At 62.2% G+C, this 19,801-nt stretch carries 15 protein-coding genes; 2 read left to right on the top strand and 13 right to left on the bottom strand.

Annotated features, from left to right (window positions below):
* Positions 1–268 precede the first annotated feature (268 nt).
* Positions 269–1,534, top strand: a complete 1,266-nt coding sequence (locus HV796_RS20735; RefSeq protein WP_175228383.1) for a multidrug effflux MFS transporter — start codon at positions 269–271, stop codon at positions 1,532–1,534.
* A 45-nt stretch (positions 1,535–1,579) separates the two neighbouring features.
* Here the strand turns inward: HV796_RS20735 and HV796_RS20740 are convergent, their stop codons facing one another.
* Both HV796_RS20740 and HV796_RS20745 read right to left on the bottom strand, forming a co-directional pair.
* The gene (locus tag HV796_RS20740; RefSeq protein WP_175228384.1) at positions 1,580–2,374 is read right to left on the bottom strand and encodes a class I SAM-dependent methyltransferase; all 795 of its coding nucleotides are present in this window, start codon (positions 2,372–2,374) and stop codon (positions 1,580–1,582) included.
* 147 nt (positions 2,375–2,521) lie between these two features.
* Positions 2,522–3,274 carry a helix-turn-helix domain-containing protein gene (locus HV796_RS20745; protein ID WP_175228385.1) on the bottom strand — a complete coding sequence of 251 codons (753 nt, stop codon included), beginning with the start codon at positions 3,272–3,274 and terminating at the stop codon, positions 2,522–2,524.
* Positions 3,275–3,667: 393 nt separating this feature from the next.
* Between HV796_RS20745 and HV796_RS20750 the strand changes: the two genes are divergently transcribed.
* Positions 3,668–4,174, top strand: a complete 507-nt coding sequence (locus HV796_RS20750; protein WP_217477958.1) for a cupin domain-containing protein — start codon at positions 3,668–3,670, stop codon at positions 4,172–4,174.
* A gap of 13 nt (positions 4,175–4,187) precedes the next feature.
* On the opposite strand, the gene HV796_RS20755 is transcribed toward HV796_RS20750, so the two are convergent.
* The 11 genes from HV796_RS20755 to HV796_RS20805 form a co-directional block, all read right to left on the bottom strand.
* The gene (locus HV796_RS20755; protein ID WP_175228386.1) at positions 4,188–5,669 is read right to left on the bottom strand and encodes an efflux transporter outer membrane subunit; all 1,482 of its coding nucleotides are present in this window, start codon (positions 5,667–5,669) and stop codon (positions 4,188–4,190) included.
* 2 nt (positions 5,670–5,671) lie between these two features.
* The gene (locus HV796_RS20760) at positions 5,672–9,001 is read right to left on the bottom strand and encodes an efflux RND transporter permease subunit (RefSeq protein WP_175228387.1); all 3,330 of its coding nucleotides are present in this window, start codon (positions 8,999–9,001) and stop codon (positions 5,672–5,674) included.
* Positions 8,998–12,114: an efflux RND transporter permease subunit gene (locus HV796_RS20765; protein ID WP_175228388.1), complete on the bottom strand. Its 3,117-nt coding sequence runs from the start codon at positions 12,112–12,114 to the stop codon at positions 8,998–9,000. Before HV796_RS20765 ends, HV796_RS20760 begins: the two co-directional genes overlap by 4 nt.
* Before the next feature lie 18 nt (positions 12,115–12,132).
* Complete coding sequence (locus tag HV796_RS20770) at positions 12,133–13,389, bottom strand: efflux RND transporter periplasmic adaptor subunit (RefSeq protein ID WP_175228389.1); 1,257 nt, start codon at positions 13,387–13,389, stop codon at positions 12,133–12,135.
* Positions 13,390–14,135: 746 nt separating this feature from the next.
* Entirely contained in the window at positions 14,136–14,420 is a 285-nt protein-coding gene (locus tag HV796_RS20775) for a hypothetical protein (protein ID WP_175228390.1), read from the bottom strand.
* Positions 14,417–14,899 (bottom strand): DUF2778 domain-containing protein, encoded by a 483-nt coding sequence (locus tag HV796_RS20780; RefSeq protein WP_175228391.1) that lies wholly within the window; start codon positions 14,897–14,899, stop codon positions 14,417–14,419. The genes HV796_RS20775 and HV796_RS20780 overlap by 4 nt, the downstream gene beginning before the upstream one ends.
* A gap of 4 nt (positions 14,900–14,903) precedes the next feature.
* Complete coding sequence (gene tssD / locus HV796_RS20785; protein ID WP_175228392.1) at positions 14,904–15,395, bottom strand: type VI secretion system tube protein TssD; 492 nt, start codon at positions 15,393–15,395, stop codon at positions 14,904–14,906.
* A gap of 330 nt (positions 15,396–15,725) precedes the next feature.
* On the bottom strand, positions 15,726–16,223 hold the full coding sequence (gene yfiB, locus HV796_RS20790) for an outer membrane lipoprotein YfiB (protein ID WP_281369807.1): 498 nt from the start codon (positions 16,221–16,223) through the stop codon (positions 15,726–15,728).
* Positions 16,224–16,304: 81 nt separating this feature from the next.
* Positions 16,305–17,567, bottom strand: a complete 1,263-nt coding sequence (gene dgcN, locus HV796_RS20795; RefSeq protein WP_175228394.1) for a diguanylate cyclase DgcN/YfiN — start codon at positions 17,565–17,567, stop codon at positions 16,305–16,307.
* Entirely contained in the window at positions 17,564–18,070 is a 507-nt protein-coding gene (gene yfiR / locus HV796_RS20800; protein WP_175228395.1) for a regulatory sequestration protein YfiR, read from the bottom strand. The genes dgcN and yfiR overlap by 4 nt, the downstream gene beginning before the upstream one ends.
* Before the next feature lie 495 nt (positions 18,071–18,565).
* Positions 18,566–19,798 carry an NAD(P)/FAD-dependent oxidoreductase gene (locus HV796_RS20805; RefSeq protein ID WP_175228396.1) on the bottom strand — a complete coding sequence of 411 codons (1,233 nt, stop codon included), beginning with the start codon at positions 19,796–19,798 and terminating at the stop codon, positions 18,566–18,568.
* Positions 19,799–19,801 lie beyond the last annotated feature (3 nt).

Here is a 19,801-nt window from a genome sequence, read left to right on the forward strand (position 1 = left end):
GATCGGGGCATACCTGGCGTTCCAAGCGGGTAGCCGGTACGGCATGGAACTGTTCAGCGAACGCTTCGAGGTGCTGCCGACGTGTAAGCCAGGCGGAAAAGCCCCGCCTCTTCGCCACGCCCCAATTAAACCATCCCTCTACTCGAAGTGAACGTCACATCGAAGACGGAAGACAGGCACAATATGCGTTTTGACGCCGCAACCGGTCGCATTCGACATTCGAACTGCTGAATGCCGCGTCATCGCGATCCACTTCGACGAAGTCTTCATGAATCAGGCTATTCCCGAGCGTTCCTCAACGACCACGCGTTTACCTTTACCCAACTCGCCGCGCTTCCTGCTGGTTCTGATCTGCCTGTTCGCATCCGCTGGGCAGTTCGCGATCGACATCTACGTGCCCGCGCTGCCCGAGATGTCCCGTTACTTCACGACGTCGCCTCAGGCGATCCAGTCGAGCGTGTCGGGCTATATGGCGGCTTACGCGCTTGGCCAGCTTATCTTCGGGCCTATTGCCGACGCGTACGGGCGTAAGCCGGTGCTGGTATTTGGCCTGATCGTCTTCACCATGGGCTGCGCGCTGTCACTCGTTGCGCCGAATCTGGAGACGTTCATCCTCGCCCGCTGCCTGCAGGGCTTCGGGATTGCCGCCACCAACCTGCTCGCGAAGGCGATCATCACCGATTCGTTCTCCGGACAGGCGCTGATACACGCGTTCACCTATATGTCGATCGCGTGGGGACTTGCGCCGATCGTGGCGCCGGTCATCGGCGCTCACCTGCAGACGTTGTTCGGCTGGAAGTCCTGCCTGGTGTTTCTGCTCGTCTATTCGCTCGTGCTGTGGACGGTACTGTGGCGTTATCGTGAAACCTTGCCGCAGCGCGTGCATCTCGCGCCGCGCACGCTGGTGACGAACGCGCGCAAGGTGCTGTCGAGCCCGGTGTTCCAGAGCTGTTTTCTCGCGCAGGGCCTGTGCTATAGCATCCTGCTGGTATTCAACATCGTCGCGCCATTCATGGTGCAGAACACGCTGCATTACCCGCCGACGTATTTCGGCTATCTCGCGCTCGGCATCGGCATGATGTACTTCCTCGGCGGACTGTCGAATCGAATCCATAGCCCGCGCCTGCCGAGCGCGGAGCAGCGGCTGAAAATCGGGGCGCGGGTGATGGCGGCCACGTCGATCGCGATGCTGCTGCTTGCGCTGACGGTCGGCCTGCGCGTGTGGACGCTCGCGATTCCCGTGCTGGTCATGGGCCTTTGCGCCGGCGCGATGTATCCGACCTTGATGGCAAAAGGCAACTCGCTGTTCCCGCAGATCGCGGGCCTGACCAGCGCGATTCTCGGGTGCGCGCTGCTGCTCGTGTCGTCCGCGATGATGGGGCTGGCCGGCTTCGTATCGGTGCATATCCTGACGCCGCTCGCGGTGTTCTTCGTGATTCTCGCGTTCACGGTTGTCGGGATGGTCACCAAACTGCTGCGACATCTGTCGCAGCAGTCCGCTGCCGCCGCGCGGCCGGGCGGCGAGGTGGCGTAAGCGTGGACGGAGGCCTCTAACCATGAGGCATCTGCAACCAGCCCTTTAAGCAAGCCGCCTGGCGATAAGCGTGTCGAACTTCAGAATGCCGGCGCCATGCGGTTGTGTGGACACCCACTCATAGCCGTGCTTTTCCATCAGCGCCATCAATTCGTTTGGCGTACGTTCGGCGAAACGAAGCATCGTTTCCCGCTTCAGATCGGAAGCGCGGTTGCGCATGGTCACGTGTGCCTTGTGGTGGCGGTCCGGGCCGAATTCCCAGCTATACCGGCAGTGGTACGTGATGCCGTCGTGCGTATTCACGTAATCGTGATCCTTGGGGCCGCTGACGACGCTCGCCCAGTCGCGCACGTTGAACAACAGATGTCCGCCCGGACGCAGCACATGGTTGACCCCGGCCAGGCAGTCCCGGAAGTAGGCGTCGTAATCGTGGACCGAGTCCGGATAGCTGTAGATCGCGTAATTGATCAGCACACAATCGAACTTGGCCGACCACGGCTCGATATGCTTCAGGTCGGCAAACGCGCTTTGCCGGTATGCGTCAGCGGGAATGCCCGCTTTCATACCGTTCGCTCTTGCGCTTTTCAACATGCTTTCGCTGTAGTCTGCACCGAACACGCGGTAGCGCTTCCCGGTTTGCTTCGCGGGCAAGCCGCGATGCAAGGCCACCATGTGATAACCCATGCCGCATCCCGCGTCCAGAATGGAAGCCTGATCGGGCAATGAGGTGGCGATCCAGTCCGACATCACGGGGTCGTGAATGTCGCTTGCTAAAACTTCTTCCGGCGAAACCATCGACAGATACAGGTCGTTGATATCGCGGTAAGCGTCGTCTTTCATGTCAATTGAGAAAATACAAGGAAGGGAGCGGACCGGCGAGTCGTCCAGTCGCTATCGAATATGTCGGCGGAATGACGAAGAGGGTTATTACAGTACGAAGTACGTTAATTTGCCGAAAAGAGAGGCGCGGGGCGTATAAACCTTATATCAACGGCTGCGCTTGAATTCGGTCGGCGAGACGCCCACGATGGCGCGGAATACCCGCGAGAAATGCTGTTGGGTCTGAAAACCGCAGTCGATCGCAATATCGAGTATCGATCGATGCGGTTTCGCCAGCGATACTTTCGCGTATTCGATGCGCGCGCGTTGTAGATAGCGATGCGCCGTCATGCCGAAAGTGCGCTGAAAGAGCAGCGAAAAGTGCGAAGGGCTATAGCCGGCGTAACCCGCAAGCTCCTCCAACGTAATCGACCGGTCGAGGTTGGCCCGCACGAATTCCGCCACACGGCTTGCTTGCGCGGCAGTCAGGCCGCCGGCCTGTCTGGCCGGCACCGACGCGCGCTGCGCATGGCCGCTGACCAGCGTCGCGGCGAGTGCCTGCTCGATACCGTCGATGTAGAGGCGGCCCACCCTGTACTCATTGGCCTGTTCGAGATAGAGCGCTTGTAGCAGTGTGGTGAGTTGCGCATCATGCACGCCGCTGCTGGGAACGATGTCATGGAGACCGCGTTTGCCGAGTGTTCGCGCGGCGTCTTCGAGCACGCGATCTTCAAGCCTGACGCTCATCACGCGTGCGGACTTCACCCAGCGAATCGTTTCCGGCTGGTCGCGCAACGACAACACGACCGCACCGGCCGGCACCGGGATGCTGGCCGGCGGCTTTGCTTCGACGGCATGCTCGACGAAGCCCGAATCGAGAAACAGCGTCAGCACCTGCTCGGGAATGACACGCGTGCTCAATGTATCGCGATGCGTCTGGTGAGTTTCGATGAGTAATGATGGCGACGGCGAAAGCATGCCGACAGGCTCGCCTGCGAACAGGGGTTTTCGTGTTCCGTTCGCGATCGCGGTAATACGCTCCGGCTTCATCGGCTGCCTTTGATTGCCATTTATTACGCCATTGTAGGGTCAGGCGTTCGACGCGCGCACCGGAGTGCGCACCCACGGCGCGCGGATGCGAAGCGCGCGGTTGAAGGTTGCTTCGCGTAAGCGGCCATGCCTGTCAGTCACGCGACGACTACTGCGCCACATTCCTGGACACAAAATCCTACGAAGCGACACATTCGCTCGCTGCCGATATGGCTCAATGGCTGCGGCACCCGATGCCCTATTCGCTGACAAGGACCCCGCACCATGAACCTGCCCAACCCGCCCGCGCCCGTGATGCAGCGCGCGGCGCCCACGTACGCGTTTCTCGGCGTGCAGATGCGCGTGCTGCTTTCGTCGAAGCAGACCGGCGGACAATTTTCGATGATCGAAGGGATCATGCCGCCCGGCGGCGATGGTGGTCTCCACATTCACCTTCGCGAGGATGAGTCAATGGTCATTCTCGAGGGGGAACTGGAGGTCACGATTGGCGATGAAGTGATGACGCTGCAAGCGGGTTCATCGTATTTCGCGCCGCGCGGCGTGCCGCAGCGACTGCGCAATCGCGGCACCACGCCAATGCGGGGTATCGTCATCACCACGCCGGGCGGTTTCGACGAGTTCATCGCGGAAGCCGGCGTGCCGATCGACGGCACGGCGACGACGCTCGACGCACTGGCAAGCGCGCCAGCGCCATCCGCGCAAGAGATGGTCGCGTTGTTGCGGCTGGCCGAAGCGTTCGGCATCGCGATTCTGGTGCCGCCCGGCGCTTGATGGAAGGGTCGACCTACGGGGTTGCCGCCGCAGTCGGCGACGCCACGTCCGGGTGCAGCGGCTCATGCAGCACGCCGGACCATCCTCCGCCCAGGTCCCCGATCAGTGACGCAGCGTTCAGCAACCGCTGCTGCTGCACGTTCAACGCATTCTGCTGGTCGGTCAATTGCGTCGCCTGGGCGGTGGCGACCGTCGTGTAGTCGACGGTGCCGGCCTCGTACTCATTCAACGCGATCTGCGTGCCGTGAATCGCGTCCTGGACTGCGGCGTCGAGCACCTGCGCCTGGTCGGCAAGAATGCGCAAGCCCGACAGATCGTTTTCAACGTTCTGGAACGCGCTCAGCACGGTACCACGGTAATTGGCAACGGCGGCGTTGTAGCTCGCCCGTGCGGCGTCCACCTGCGCGCCGCGCAGGCCGCCATCGAATATCGTTTGGCTCGCGCTGGCCCCGAGCGACCAGACATAGTTGCTGATATGCAGCAGGCCGTTGAGCGGCGACTGCGTGAATCCGTCTAGTGCCGACAGCGAGATGGTCGGATAGTACGCGGCCACGGCAATGCCGATCGTCGCGTTCGCGGCCTGCATTTGCCGCTCGGCGACCGCGATGTCCGGCCGCCGCTGCAGCAGCGTGGATGGCACGCCCGCCGGGATGTCGGGCAGCGTCGGCAACGCGGTGCTATGCGGAATGGTCAGCTCTTCAGGGTTCTTGCCGACCAGCACCGCGATCGCATGCTGGAACTGCGCGCGGGATACGCCGAGCGCGATCAGGCTGGCCTGCGCGCTTTCGAGCTGCGTGCGCGCCTGCACCAGATTCGACGGCGGCACCGTGCCCGCGCGGTCCTGCTCGGTCACGACACGCAGAAATTCCCGGAACGCTTCGACGGTCTGCGTCAGCAGGTCGATATTCGCATCGGTGATCCGCAAGTCGATGACCGCGTTCGCCAGCGCAATCTGCTCGGAGAGCGTGGCGTTCACCAGCGTGGCCTCGCTGGCTTGCGCGGTCGCGGAGTTCTCCTCGATCTGGCGGCGCACCTCGCCCCACACATCGATCGTCCAGCTGGCGCTGCCTTCCAGCGAGCCGCCGTTGTTGATGCGCGCGCCGCCGCTTTGCGGAAGGAACGACGAGCTGCCGAAGGTACTGGTCGGGCTGCGCTCGCGCGTGACCGACCCCGTCACGCCGAGCGTCGGGAACAGGCCCGCGCGCGCGACCCGCACTTCGGCCAGCGCTTGCTGGTAGTTCGCATAGCTCTGGCGCACGGTCTGGTTCGATACCTCGACCTGCGGCATGAGTTCGTTGAGCAGCGGATCGTTGAAAGCCGTCCACCAGTCGCCTTTAGGACCTTCAGCCGCCGCCGGTTGCGCCTGCTCCCAGCCCGGCAGCTCCTGCCACGTGGCCGGCACCGGCACCGGCGGACGGTGATAGTCGGGGCCGACCATGCAGCCGCTCGTCAACGCGACGAGCGATATCGCGAGTAAGGTGCGGGTCGTGTTCATGATCATGCGCTCGTGTCGGTTGCATCCGGTGTTTCGGGCCCACGGTTCCAGGGCAGTCGCGCGGACCAGCGCGCCACCTTCGAACGCAGGCGGTCCAGATAGAGGTAAATCACAGGCGTCGTGTACAGCGTGAACACCTGGCTCAACAACAGCCCGCCCATCACGGTCACGCCGAGCGGCTGGCGCAGCGATGCGCCCTGGCCGATGCCGATCGCCAGCGGCAGCGCGCCGAGCACCGCGGCCGCGGTCGTCATCATGATCGGACGCAGACGCACAACGGCGGCCTCGTGAATGGCCTGGCGCGCGTCCTTGCCCTCTTTGCGCTGCAATTGGATCGCGACGTCGACCATCATGATGCCGTTCTTCTTGACGATACCGATCAGCAGGATGATCCCGATCAACGCGATGACCGAGAACGGCGTGCCGAAGATCAGCAGCGCGAGTGTCGCGCCGATGCCGGCGGACGGCAGTGTCGAGAGAATCGTCAACGGGTGGATCGTGTTCTCGTAGAGCACGCCGAGCACGATGTAGACGACCAGCAGCGCCGCGACAATCAGCAAAGGCACCGTGCCCATCGACTGCGCGTACGCCTGCGCGGCGCCCGCGAACGCGCCGTGCACCGAGGCGGGCATGCCGATGTCGCGCGACGCTTGCTGGATGGTCTCTTCCACGGCACTCAGCGAGCCGCCCGCCGGCAGATTGAACGAGATCGTGCCCGCCACGAGGCCGCTCTGGTGGTTGACCTGGGTCGCGGTATGGCTGCTGGTCCAGCTCATCATCGCGGGGAGCGGCACCATCGTTTCCGCGGCGGTGCTGTCCGCACTGCCGCTCGAGCTGCCGCCTTTGCTGTTCGAAATGCTGTTGGTCACCGCATTGGCTTGCGCATTCGAATTGAGCGCGTTGGTGGCGGCCGCCGCGCTGGCTGCCGCGGCGATGGCGACCGGCTGCGTGACGCCGCTGATGGTGGCGCCCTGCATCTGCGTCTGCTGCGTGCCGCTCGGGTTGCCCGCCGCGGTGCTCAGGTAGATGCCGTTGATCGACTGCGGGTATTGCCAGTATTCGGGTGCGACTTCCATCACGACGAAGTACTGGTTCAGCGGATTGAAGATAGTCGACACCGTGCGCTGCCCGAACGCGTCGTAAAGCACATTGTCGATCTGGTTTGCCGCGAAGCCGTAGCGCATCGCCGTGCTGCGGCTGATATTCACATACGCCTGCAGGCCGTTTTGCTGAAGATCCGAATTCACGTCGAGAATCTGACTACGGTATTTGCCGAGTTCGGCGACGAGCCGGGGTACCCAGGTGAAGAGCGCATCGGGGTCGTCGCTCGTGAGCGTGTACTGGTATTCCGCTGCCGACTGCCGGCCGCCTATACGCAAATCCTGCTGTGCCTGCAGGAACAGTTGTGCGCCGGATACCGCACTGAGTTTAGGCCGCAGACGGTTGACCACCTGGGTGGCCGACAGGTGCCGTTGCGCAAGCGGCTTCAGTTCGATAAACACGTTGGCGGTGTTGAGCGCCCGTCCTCCGGTAAAGCCGGCCACCGATGCGACGGCCGGGTCTTTCTGTACGATCGCCTGCAATTGCGCGAGCTTCTTTTGCATGGCGTTGAACGAGATGCTCTGGTCCGCGATGATCTGGCCAATCAGAATACCGGTGTCCTGCTCGGGGAAGAACGTCGCGGACAACAGACGGAACAGGAACACATTCGCGACGAGCAGCGCGATCAGCGACAGGCCGATCAGCAATGCATGGTCGAGCACGAGGTTGAGCGAGCGGCTGTACGCGTTGCGGAACCGCGTGAACTGCGCGTCGATCCACAGCGCGATGCGTGGCTTCGGATGATCGGCGCGCTCGCGGCGCAGCACGTAAGCGCACATCGTGGGGGTAATCGTCAGCGAGATCACGAGCGACAGCAGGATCGCGATCGACAGGGTAACCGCAAACTCGTGGAACAGCAGGCCGACGATGCCGGGCATCAGCAGAATTGGCAGAAACACCGCGATCAGCGACAGGCTCATCGAAATGACCGTGAAGCCGACCTCGCCGGCGCCGCGTATCGCGGCTTCCTTCGGGTCGAGCCCGGCTTCGACATGACGCACGATGTTTTCGAGCACCACGACCGCATCGTCGACGACGAAGCCGGTGCCGATTGTCAGCGCCATCAGCGACAGGTTGTCGATGCTATAGCCGAGCAGGTACATTGGCCCGAACGTGCCGACGATGGACAGCGGCAAGGCGACAGCCGGGATCAACGTGGCACGCGGCGAAAGCAGGAACACAAACACCACGCCGACCACCAGCAGCACCGCGAGAAAGAGCGTGCGCTCGGTGTCGGCGGTCGAGGCGCGGACGGACTCCGACCGGTCGATCGCGACATTCACGTGAATCGCCTTCGGCAGTGCCGCTTCGATGGCGGGCAGGCGCGCCTGGATTTGCCCGACCGTCTTCACGACGTTGCTGCCCGGCAGCGGATAAACGATCACCAGCACGGCGGACTTGCCGTTATACAGGCCCGCGTTGCGGATGTTTTCGTTTGAATCGATCACGCTCGCGACGTCGCGCAAAAACACCGGCGCGCCGGACCGGTACGCGATGACGATGTCGCGATACGGCGCCGCGTTGCTGATCTGGTCGTTCGACAGAATCTCGTAACGCTGGTCGTTCTGATCGATATGTCCTTTCGCGCTGTCCGCGTTGGCCGCGCCGATCGCGGCGCGCACGTCCTCGAGGCCGATTCCATAGCTGTTCAGCTTGCCCGGCTGCAATTCGACCCGCACCGACGGCAATGCCCCGCCGCCCAGCGTGATCTGGCCGACGCCATCCACCTGCGAGAGCTGCTGCTGGATCACCGAGTCGGCGGAGTCATAGAGCTGGGCCTTCGTGAGGGTGTCCGAGGTCAGCGCCAGCACCATGATCGGCGCGCTCGCCGGGTTGTACTGGCGATAGGTCGGGTTGCTGCGCAAGGTGGTCGGCAAATCCGCGCGGGCCGCCTGGATCGCGGCTTCGACGTCGCGCGCGGCGCCGTTGATGTCGCGGTTCAGGCCGAACACCACGACGATCATCGATGAACCGACGTAACTGATGGACGTCAGTTCGGCGACGTCCGCAATGGTGCCGAGCCGGCGTTCGAGCGGTTCGGCGACGGTGGCGGCCATGTTCTCAGGGCTCGCGCCCGCCATGTTCGCCTGCACGACGATCACCGGATAGGCGATGTTCGGCAAGGGGGCGACCGGCAACTGGAAATAGGCGAGAAAACCCGACAGCAGAATCGCCACCGCGAGAAGGCTGGTCGCGACAGGCCGCCGGATAAAAAGCGCCGAGATGTTCACGGCGTGCCCCGTTGCGTGTCGTTTTCACCGTCGCGGCGTTTGCGCGAGAAGCGCTGCGCGAGCCGGTCGAAGAACAGGTAGATGACCGGCGTCGTAAACAGCGTCAGCATCTGGCTCAGTGTCAGGCCGCCGATAATCGCAAGGCCGAGCGGCCGGCGCAGTTCGGAGCCCGTGCCCGTGCCGAGCAGCATCGGCAGCGCGCCGAGCATCGCGGCGAGCGTGGTCATCAGAATCGGCCGGAAGCGCAGCAGCGATGCCTCGAAAATCGCATCGCGCGGCGATTTGCGATGCACACGCTCGGCCTCGAGCGCGAAGTCGACCATCATGATCGCGTTTTTCTTCACGATGCCGATCAGCAGCACGATGCCGATAATGCCGATCACGTCGAGATCGCTGCCCGCGATCATCAGCGCAAGCAGCGCGCCGATACCGGCCGATGGCAGCGTCGACAGAATCGTCACCGGGTGGATATAGCTCTCATACAGCACGCCCAGCACGATATAGACGGCCGCGAGCGCGGCGACCAGCAGATACACCTCGCTCGACAGCGAGTCTTCGAACGCCTGCGCGGCGCCCTGGAAGGTCGAAGTGATCGACGGCGGCAGATTCACCGCGTGCTCGGCGTCGCGAATCGAGCGCACGGCGGCGGAGAGCGATGCATCCTTCGCGAGATTGAACGAGATCGTCACCGACGGAAATTGCGCGAGGTGGCTGACCACGAGCGGCGTGCGCACGATGCGGATATTCGCGATGCCCGATAGCTGCACCTGGCCGCTGCTGCTCGTCTGGCTCGGCAGATAGAGGTTGCCGAGCGCGCGGACGTCGGGCAGCGACTCGGGCTTCGCGACGAGAATCACGCGATATTGGTCGGATTGCTGGAAGATCGTCGAGACGATGCGCTGGCCGAGCGAGTCGTACAGTGCGTTGTCGATCGTCGCCGCGGTGATCCCGTAGCGCGCGGCGAGCTGCCGGTTCACTTCGACATAGACACCGAGGCCATCGACGTTGAGGTCGCTCGCGACGTCGGTGATCGACGGAATCTGCTTCATGCGCGCGATCAAAGCGGGCACGACTTGCTGGAACGCTTCCTCGCTCGGACCGCGCAGCACGAAGTTGTACTGGTTCTTCGTGACCGTGGTGTCGAGCGTCAGGTCCTGTTCGGGCTGCAGATACAGCCGGATGCCCGCCACATTTTCCGTTTCCTGCTGGATGCGGCGGCCGATTTCCTCTGCGCTCAACGAGCGGTCGTCGCGCGAGCGCAGGTTGATCAGGAAGCGGCCATTGTTGAGCGAGGTATTGGTGCCGTCGATGCCGACGTACGACGTCAGCGACGTCACGTCGGGGTCTTTCAGGATCGCTTCGGCGAGCGCGGCCTGACGTTTGACCATCGCCTGATACGACACCGAGTTGTCGGCCACGCTGATGCCTTGCAGAACGCCGACGTCCTGCACCGGGAACAGTCCCTTCGGTATCACGATGTAGAGAATCAGCGTGAGCGCCACCGTGCCGAGCGCGACGAACAGCGTTAGCGTCTGGTGGTCGAGCACCCAGCGCAGGCCGCGCTCGTATGCCGCCAGCGTTTTGTTGAAGAGCCCTTCGCTGATCCGTTCGAAGCGGCTCGGGTGCCGCTCGGCCTGTGCGCGCAGAATGCGGGCGCACATCATCGGCACGACGGTCAGCGATACGACGGCCGACAGCACGATGGTGACCGCCAGCGTGATCGCGAACTCGCTGAAGAGGCGGCCGATCACGCCGCCCATGAACAGCAGCGGAATCAGCACGGCGATCAGCGACACGGTGAGCGACAGAATCGTGAAACCGATCTGGCCGGCGCCTTTGAGTGCGGCCTCGAGCGGGTTCATGCCTTCCTCGAGGTAGCGCACGATATTCTCGATCATCACAATCGAGTCGTCGACGACGAAGCCGGTCGCGATAATCAGTGCCATCAGCGACAGGTTGTCGATCGAGTAATTGAGCTGGTACATCACCGCGAGGGTGCCGATCAGCGAGACCGGCACCGAGATGCTCGGGATGATGGTCGCGGGCACATTGCGCAGGAACACGAAGATCACCGCGACGACCAGCACGATCGCGAGGATCAGTTCGAACGCCGCGTCCCGCACCGACGAGCGGATCACGCCGGTGCTGTCCGCGACGACCGTCACTTTCATGCCTGCCGGCAGTGTCGATTCGAGCTTCGGCAACTGCTGCATGATCTGGTTCACGGTCCGGATCACGTTCGCGCCCGGCTGGCGCTGCACGTTCAGGATGATCGCCGGCTCGTGGTTGTACCAGGCGCCGCGTTCGACATCCTGCGGCGCCTGGCTCGCATGGGCGACATCGCGCAGGAACACCGGCGCGCCATTCTGATAGGCGACCACCGAGTTCATGTAGTCGTCAGGGTCGACGATCTGATCGTTGCCGTTGATCGTGTAGTCGAGATCGGGGCCGTCGAAATTGCCCTTCGGCTGGCTGACGTTGATGTTGGCGAGCAGCGTGCGCAGGTCGTCGATATTCAGGCCGTAGGCCGCGAGTTTCTGCGGATCGGCTTCGACGCGGATGGCCGGCACGTTGCCGCCCGCCGTCGCCACCAGACCCACGCCCGACACTTCGGAGATCTTCGTGGCAAGGCGATTGTTGGCGACGTCCTGCAACTGCGTGAGCGATAGCGACGTTGACGTGATCGCGAGCGTCAGGATCGGCTGGTCGGCGGGATTGACCTTCGCGTAGGTCGGGGGCGCGGGCAGGCCGGCCGGCAGGAAGCTGTTCGCCGCGTTGATCGCCTGCTGTACGTTCTGCTGCGCGACATCGAGGTTGAGCGACAGGTCGAACTGCAGCGTGATGATCGACGCGCCCTCGGAGCTGTACGAGATCATCTGCTGCAGACCCGGTATCTCGCCCAGCTGGACTTCGAGCGGCGCGGTCACCGTCGTCGCCATCACGTGCGGGCTCGCGCCGGGGTAGAAGGTTTGCACCTGAATGGTCGGGTAATCGACCGATGGCAGCGACGAGACCGGCAGGAACTTCATCGCGACAAGACCGATCAGCACGAGCGCGATCATCAGCAGCGACGTGGCTACCGGTCTCAGGATAAACAGACGGGAGAAATTCATCGGCGCGGGGCGGGCGGCTTAGGACGCGGCTTTTGCGACGTCAGGTTCCGCGCCGGACGCGGCTCGCGCGCCTGACGCACCTGATGCGCCTGCTGTACCCGATGCCGCCCTTGCACCGCTTGCCGGCGCCGCCCGCGCGGCGGCGGGTCTGATATGCGCGCCGTCCGACAGACGGTCGAGTCCGTCGGTGACGACGCGCTGGCCGGCCGCCAGGCCCGATGTGATCGCCGTGTATTGGCCGCTGGTTGGGCCGATCGTGACCTTGTGGACCGACGCCGTATTGTTGTCGTTCACCAGATAGACGTAGTCGCCGGGCGCGCCGGTTTGCACGGCTGCCGTTGGCACGAGCACCGCATTCTGCAGGGTGTCGACGAGTAGCGTCACGTTGACGAATTCATTCGGGAAGAGCGCTTCGTCGTCGTTGGGCAGGCTCGCGCGCAGCGTGACCGTGCCGGTTGCGGTCGCCATCTGGTTGTTGATCGTGTAGAGCTCGCCGGCGGCAAGCTTTCTTGAGTTGTCGCTGCTATAGACGGTGACCGGCAGTTTGGCGCCGGTATTGACGCGCCGCAGCACCTGGTCGAGCGCGTTCTGCGGCACCGTGAATTCGACGGTGGTCGGCTTCATCTGTGTAATGACGGCGATGCCCGGCTGGCTCGAAGCGGTGACGTAGTTGCCCGGATCGATCAGCCGCAGGCCGATGCGGCCGGACACGGGCGCGGTGATGTGGCAATAGATCAGGTCGAGGTCGAACTGCGCGATGTTGGCGAGGTCCGCCTTGACCGCGGCTTCGTCCTGCTGCACGAGAAACTGCTGGTCGACGTAGGTTTGTTCGGCGATCGACTTGTGTTCGTTCAGCTGCGTGAAGCGCGCGAGGTCGGCGCGAGCCTGCGCGAGCGACGCTTTGTCTTTTGCGAGCTGAGCCTGCGCCTGCTGCTTGCTGATTTCGAACTGACGCGGGTCGATCTGCGCGAGGAATTGGCCCTTCTCGACGTCCTGGCCTTCGTGATAGCCGACGGCGGTCAGGTAACCGCTTAATTGCGGTAACACGGTGACGGTCGCAATCGGGGTGATGGTGCCGAGCGAGCTGAGCGTCACGGGCATCGGGCCGAGCGTCGCGGTGGCGACGGTCACGACCTGTGCGGCTGTGGCGCGCGGCGGTTTTTTGCCATGCAGCAGATGCAGCACGACGATGACGATGAGCACGATGGCGATCAGCGCGATCGCGAGCAGACCGCGGCGGCGCGGTTTCTTTTGTGGCGTCGACACGGCGTTCAAAGGTACCTCGCAGCGGGGAAGGGTGAACGGTGACCACCCCGCGACGCGCGCGGGCTGGCCGTTCGGCCGATGCCGAGCGCATAAACGTACTGGATTCGCATTCTCATGATTGGTTCTCCATTCAGAAGGAGCGCCCCGTCCAACCAGGATCGAGAATTAAAGCAAGCTTTCGAATGATGCGTCAGCCTGCACCCAAAGTGCATAGGATGACGTGATGTACCGCACGCACACCTTACGAATTGCAAGCAGATCGTTCCTTTGGCATTGGCAGTGACCTCTCACTTTAACCGGTCGGGTGAGTGGGATGCAGAAAGGATGTAATGCGGGGTAATGGGGGGCTGGGTTAACGTGGAGGCGGCCTCGTCGGTGAGGCCGACCCTATGTCAGGTTTTGCCGCGGTTTTTCCAGCGTCGCACTGCTCGTGTGATGTGCCACAGGACGAAGCCGGTGAGCGTCCAGGAAATGCAGGCGACGATTAGCGTCGCCATGACTTCGGCGTCGTCGGGGTCAAACTCTCTAAGGCCCGCGGTGCGTAAGGCCAACCTGGTCATGAAGCCAGTCGGGCATCGGGGCAGGCCATTCCAGATAGATGTTCGCGATTGACGATCCGATGAGAAAGGTTGCTATGACGAAGGCGCCGATACGGATTGCTCTTTCATTGCATCACCACTATTTGGCATCGTTGTACGTCAGTGAGACGAGTTGAGGTCCAGGAAACCTTCCGCCGTCGCCTGGTCGATCCTGAGTCAGGTTTTGCCGCGGTTTCTGAAACGCCGGACCGTGATTGCTAGCAGCCATAGCACCACGCCCGTGAGCGTCCATGAAGTGAGGGCGACAATCAGTGTCGCCATGACCTCGGCGTCGTCAGTACTGTCAACGTCGCCAAGTCCCGTGACGCGTAACGCGAACAGGGTCGTGTGGTAAAGCCAGTCAGGCATCTCCGCAGGCCAGCCCAGAAAGATGTTGGCGATCGATCTTCCGATGTAGAAGGTCAACGTAACGAAGGCGCCAAGGCGCAGTGCCTTATTCATTGCACCACCACGGTTCCATACGCTTTATAGGTCGTACCTGGCACAGGGACATCGGGAGGTCTCGAACGGATATGGCGTTCAAGCCTGTCAAATATCTCGCTCGATGGCACAGTGATGCAGCCTTTACTGAGTCGATTTTGACCTTCTGGATGCAAACGGAATTCGCCTCTTCTGACACCATTGATATTGGTCGTATCCCCCGTTTTTTCATTCCAGAGCATGAACCATTTTGAGTGATCAGTTGTGCCGACGTTGGCTTCTGAAAGCCAGTCGTAGAACCATCCCATACGCCCGCCCGACTGTCGGTCGAGCAGATAGTATTTTCCCGGTGGAATTGGGCCAATGTCCTTAATCGAAGCTGCCCGCGGATTATCACGACCATCCTCTTGCCCCGAATACGCTGTAACCCCACCAAACCCCGAACAATAAAGTGTCGACGTTGACTGGCCGTTCAACCTGAATGTGCACTGTACTGGCATCGCATCACCCCGCTCGCGCAGTGCGCCAGGCGTCGGCAAACAGCAGATTGCCGTCGTGGTAGTTCCACGTGATCTCGCCGTACCGCAACTCGACAATTTCAAAGTGGTTCCGATGCGCGTACTGATGTTCCTTGATGTTCATCAGCTTCGGCGAGATCGACGCGATCTTCACGTTTTTCATCGACATCGTGAAGTAATTTTCCTCAATGCCGGCCTCGGTCGTCCTGTACCACCTGAGCACCGCATGGCGAAGCGTGTCCCCGCGCACTATCGCTTGATAGAGCAGCGGCGATGACCGGTCGATTTCCTTTTCGAACATCAGCGGCCGGTGGGAGTGCGTGGTGATCAGCTTGCCGGTGTGATGGTCGACAGGTGCGTCCAGACCGTGCGTGACGCTCAGTACTTCAATGCTGCCTTCGCGGCCCACGACTTCGCTGCCACCGCGAATCGACGTGTCTCCATCATCGGTAAGCCAAAGGTGCAAGGGTGTGCCCATCGTCGATACTCTCCTGTTTGATGCGGGTTGAAATCTGTCACTGCTTTGGCGATTTTTAACAGGGCGATTTGCACTGCTTGTAAAAAACTGTCGACAGCGGTCATCGCGGTATCAACGAGCGCGGGACTTGACCGATCAGCCAGAAGAGAAAAGAGGAAGAGGTGACGATGCCCGCGCAACAGCGGGCATCAGGAGAGACGAATCAGAGCGGGTGATTCAACGAAGCGCGTGCACCGCAAACGCTTGTTCAGTAGAGGGGTGCTGCCTGCCGGCTGACGCGTAAAACGTCCCGCGCATCAGGCGGCGCTCAGGTAGAGCTTGCCGCGGGTCCTAACTCGTCGATATAACAATCGCCACGCGGCGATTCTGTGCGCGCCCTTCAGCGGTGCTATTGTCGGCGACCGGATGTCGCTTGCCGGCGCCGATGGGCGTCAGACCATCGCGCGCCATGCCCGCGTCCACGAGTGCATTGGCCACGGCGTTCGCCCGTTGTTGCGACAACCAGTCGTTGTGCGCATCGCTACCCGTTGAATCGGTGTAACCGTAGACGCGCACGGTTGAGATGCTTACCTTGATCAACGTCGACGCAACGCGGGTGATCACGTCCTGTGCCGCAGCCTGTATTTCGAACTTGTCGGTCTCGAACAGAACCTTGTCACTGATGCCGAATTCCCAGCCTTCGTCAGTTTCATGAAAGCCCGCTTCTTTCAGCGCCGCAATTTGCGCGGCCGTCAAGCCATGCTTCGGCGGTGTGCTTTGACACCCTGTCAGCAGCACAAGCACGGCCAGCAAGCTTGCGATCAGAGCCGGCATCAACCAGCCGCGCATTTTAAAGCTTCGTTCCCGTGTTACATCAACAGTGCATTCCACTTCAAACCCCATTTGCGTGTGTCAAACATGTTTGCTTTTTTATTTTGCCAATTGCCACGCGCGATCGCCATGACGCTTTGCCTGATACATCGCGGAATCCGCGGTGCGCAACAGGCTTGCGACGTCGTGTGCATGCAGCGGAAACATTGCGATGCCAATGCTGACCGATGTCGTGACCTCGTGGCCTCCCGGCAATGTTATCGGCTCAAGCATCGATTCGCTTAAGGCCTCCGCAATGGCAATCGCCTCTTCTTCATCGGTTAAGCCCTGCAAGAGCGCGACAAACTCGTCACCGCCGAGGCGCGCGAACAGATCGGTTTTGCGCAGTGCCTCACGCAGCCGCGAGGCGATCGCTACGAGTACAGCGTCACCGGCGTCGTGGCCCAATGTATCGTTGATTTCCTTGAAGCGATCGCTGTCGATATACAACAGCCCGACTGTTGTGCCCGATACGCGTGCTTCACGAATGATCGCTTCGAGTCGCGACTCGAAGTGCGCGCGGTTCGGCAGGCCGGTCAGGCGGTCGTGATTGGCCTGGTGCGCGAGGGTCGCGTTCTGTTCGTTTAACGAATGCTGCCAGACTTCGAACTCGTCGAGCAGCGCATTGAAGTCGTCCCCCAGTTCATGAAGCTCCGCAATGGGCGTCGCTTGCACCCGTCTGCTGAAAGCCCGGTCGCGCCGCACCGCGTGGGCAACTTCGGCGAGTGCGCGCAACGGCTCGACGATGTTGCGATGCATTTGCCTCGCGATCAGCGTCCCCGCGCCAAGAATGATGATGAGACAGACAAGCACCGCGCCGATCCCGCCGGCAAGAAAGATAGCGAACTGGTGTCCGCGTCCGCGCACGCGAATCTTGCCGACAACCTCGCCATTGTGCGTAACCGGTACCACGGCGCCGCCCGGCAGCGGCAGGTCGGCAAGCCGGTGCACCCAGCGTGTCAATGGCCCATCTCCGGTGCGTTGCCAGATGGCGAACGTTGCGCCGTGAGTGTCGGTAATGCGGACTTCCGCGAGGTCCTCGTGGCCCGCTATCTGGGCAATCGCATCTTCGGCCGCTGTTTTGTCGTTGAACACGACGGCCGCCTCGACCGTGTAAGCGATCGAGCGCGCAAGCAGCATCAGGTTGTCGTTGGCGTAGGTGCGCAACACGGTCCACGCGACGAGTACCACGCACACCGCCGCCAGTGACACGGCCGCAAATGCGAGTCGTGCATAAGTGCTCCGCAAGACGTGTTCAAGCGACGGACGGCGCGTGACGTCACGGTGCGGACCCGTGTGCCTTCGGACGATGCGGGGCTTCATGGCGTACTCCGTTTGCGCGCGAGCTCCAGTACTTGCGGGCTCACGCGCACACCACTGCGCGCCACACTATCGAGATTCATATCGAACGTAACGCGATTTTTACTTGTGCTCAGGCAAAACATCGCGCCGAGCGTACACGTCGGGTCGTTTTCGCTGATCGTTAGAATCGGATGTCCGGCGCGGCTTGCATCGACCTGCTTGCGTTCGGCATCGGATAGCGCGCCCATATACAGTGCGTCGCAGGTGGCGCCGATCGTCGGATCGGATGCAGAGGCTTGCCGCGCGGCGACAACCGGTGGCGACGAAGAAGCCGATGGTTCGGCGCTATTGAGTGTGAAACCCGTGTCGCCGACGATGCACAGACGCACTTGCGGCCGCGGCTGCGGCCAGCGCGTGAAACTGATGATGCCGAGTACGACTTGCCGGACAGCCGCGTCCTGCCCGATAGGTGGCGTGTCCGGAACCGTATTTTGAGCGTGGCTCTGGATTGCGACGATTGACATGATCAGGCTGCTCACCCAAATGCCGATCCTGCAATTCGGCTTCGAGCGCACGATCGTAGCTTCTTTCATTCTCTGCACGATATCTCGCCGACGCCTCAACGCTACCGCCGCCCGGCGGCAGAACGGTAGGTCGAAGCGCACGAGGTACTCTCGGAAGACCCGCAATTGAGGGAGGTCAACGCATTAATGTTTCGGATCGCGCGCTTCGCGTAGACGCGAGCGCCACGCAACGCAGACAGGCAGATTCTGTGACCGGAACAGGCGACGCGACAACGGCCGCCGCAATTCTGCCACGCATTGGCAGGGGAGAACAACGAGTATCCTCAAAGGGTATTGAGATTCTCGTCATGGAGCGGCAATCAACGCCCGAAGCGACTTGTGCGGAGCAATTGAATAACCGGCAAACGATTATATTGAATGGCCTGTGCCTTTTTTTTATGTAATTTTAGTGAGAATCGATGCGATGAGTTAACGTGCAATCCGCGACGTTAACGCTCAGACCAGACTCTTCAGTGCCACATTGATATCGGCGACCGATTCCGGCGCAATCGCGTTACCGCTGTCGACCAGCATTCGCGCGAGCCTCATTTCTTTCACAAAAGCGCTGGCGGTGCCGTATCCGCTCGCGCCGACCAGCCGCGCATTGACGTCGAAATGAAAGTGAATCTCGGCATCGCCATTCAGCGCGCGCGTCACGGCACGCGTACCCAACGCGGGTTCGCCAGCAACCTGCAATTGATGGTCATACTGATCGGACCAGAACCACGGCAGTGCGCGATATGCTTCGCCCGCGCCGAGCATATTGCGCGCTGCCACGCGCGCCTGCGTTTCGGCGTTGTGCCAGGTTTCCTGACGGATCAGTTGTGCGGTGTAGCGGCTCGGAAACAGCGCGACGTCGCCGGCGGCGAAAACGCCCGGCGCCGATGTCTCGAGCGATGCATCGACCACTACGCCGCGCTGAACGCAGAGGCCCGCGTCACGAGCCAGTTCGTCTGCCGGGTCGATGCCGATGCCGACGATCACGGTATCCGCCGTCAGCACGTCGCCATTCGTCAGGGTTACGGCGAGCGCACCGTCGTCCGCCTGGCCGATCGACCCGGGCATCGTGTTCAGGTGAATCCGTACGCCGTGGCTTGCGTGCAGCGCATGGACGCGCGCCGCAATCGAAGCGGGCACGCAGCGGCCCAGCAAGCGCGGGGCGCCCTCCAGAACGGTCACATCGCAACCGCGCGCACGCGCGGACGCGGCGACTTCAAGCCCGATAAAACCACCGCCGATCAGCATGATGCGCGCGTCGGGCACGAAACGCCGCTCGATACGCGCGGCATCGTCGAGCGTGCGCAGCGCGACCACGCCTTCGAGTTGCGCGCCGGGAATGGCGAGCTGCCGCGGATGGCCGCCGGTTGCCAGCAGCAGCGCTTCGTACGCGAACGTGCGGCCGTCGCTCATCTGGAGCGTGCGTGCATGGGGGGCGAACGACTGGACTCGGCCGACGATATGCTCGATCCGATCCTGTTGCCACGCGTCGGCAGGCCGCAACTGGCACTGCGCCGCTTCGCGCTTGCCGGTCAGCAAGCCTTTCGAAAGCGGCGGGCGCTCATATGGCCAGTGCGTTTCGGCGCCAATCAATGCAATACCGCCGCGCCAGCCCGCTTCGCGCAGCGTCTGCGCGGCACGCCCGCCTACATGGCCCGCGCCGACAATAGCCATCACGCGTTCGGATGTCATCGC

It is taken from the genome of Paraburkholderia humisilvae (assembly GCF_902859855.1).
Lineage (GTDB): Bacteria > Pseudomonadota > Gammaproteobacteria > Burkholderiales > Burkholderiaceae > Paraburkholderia > Paraburkholderia humisilvae.

What these genes read in the sequence shown, in the direction of transcription:
- HV796_RS20735 (WP_175228383.1), top strand. Translation starts at nt 269, where the DNA reads ATGAATCAGGCTATTCCCGAGCGTTCCTCAACGACCACGCGTTTACCT.
- HV796_RS20740 (WP_175228384.1), bottom strand. Translation starts at nt 2,374, where the DNA reads ATGAAAGACGACGCTTACCGCGATATCAACGACCTGTATCTGTCGATG.
- HV796_RS20750 (WP_217477958.1), top strand. Translation starts at nt 3,668, where the DNA reads ATGAACCTGCCCAACCCGCCCGCGCCCGTGATGCAGCGCGCGGCGCCC.
- HV796_RS20755 (WP_175228386.1), bottom strand. Translation starts at nt 5,669, where the DNA reads ATGAACACGACCCGCACCTTACTCGCGATATCGCTCGTCGCGTTGACG.
- HV796_RS20765 (WP_175228388.1), bottom strand. Translation starts at nt 12,114, where the DNA reads ATGAATTTCTCCCGTCTGTTTATCCTGAGACCGGTAGCCACGTCGCTG.
- HV796_RS20775 (WP_175228390.1), bottom strand. Translation starts at nt 14,420, where the DNA reads ATGAATAAGGCACTGCGCCTTGGCGCCTTCGTTACGTTGACCTTCTAC.
- HV796_RS20780 (WP_175228391.1), bottom strand. Translation starts at nt 14,899, where the DNA reads ATGCCAGTACAGTGCACATTCAGGTTGAACGGCCAGTCAACGTCGACA.
- tssD (WP_175228392.1), bottom strand. Translation starts at nt 15,395, where the DNA reads ATGGGCACACCCTTGCACCTTTGGCTTACCGATGATGGAGACACGTCG.
- yfiB (WP_281369807.1), bottom strand. Translation starts at nt 16,223, where the DNA reads ATGCGCGGCTGGTTGATGCCGGCTCTGATCGCAAGCTTGCTGGCCGTG.
- dgcN (WP_175228394.1), bottom strand. Translation starts at nt 17,567, where the DNA reads ATGAAGCCCCGCATCGTCCGAAGGCACACGGGTCCGCACCGTGACGTC.
- yfiR (WP_175228395.1), bottom strand. Translation starts at nt 18,070, where the DNA reads ATGTCAATCGTCGCAATCCAGAGCCACGCTCAAAATACGGTTCCGGAC.
- HV796_RS20805 (WP_175228396.1), bottom strand. Translation starts at nt 19,798, where the DNA reads ATGACATCCGAACGCGTGATGGCTATTGTCGGCGCGGGCCATGTAGGC.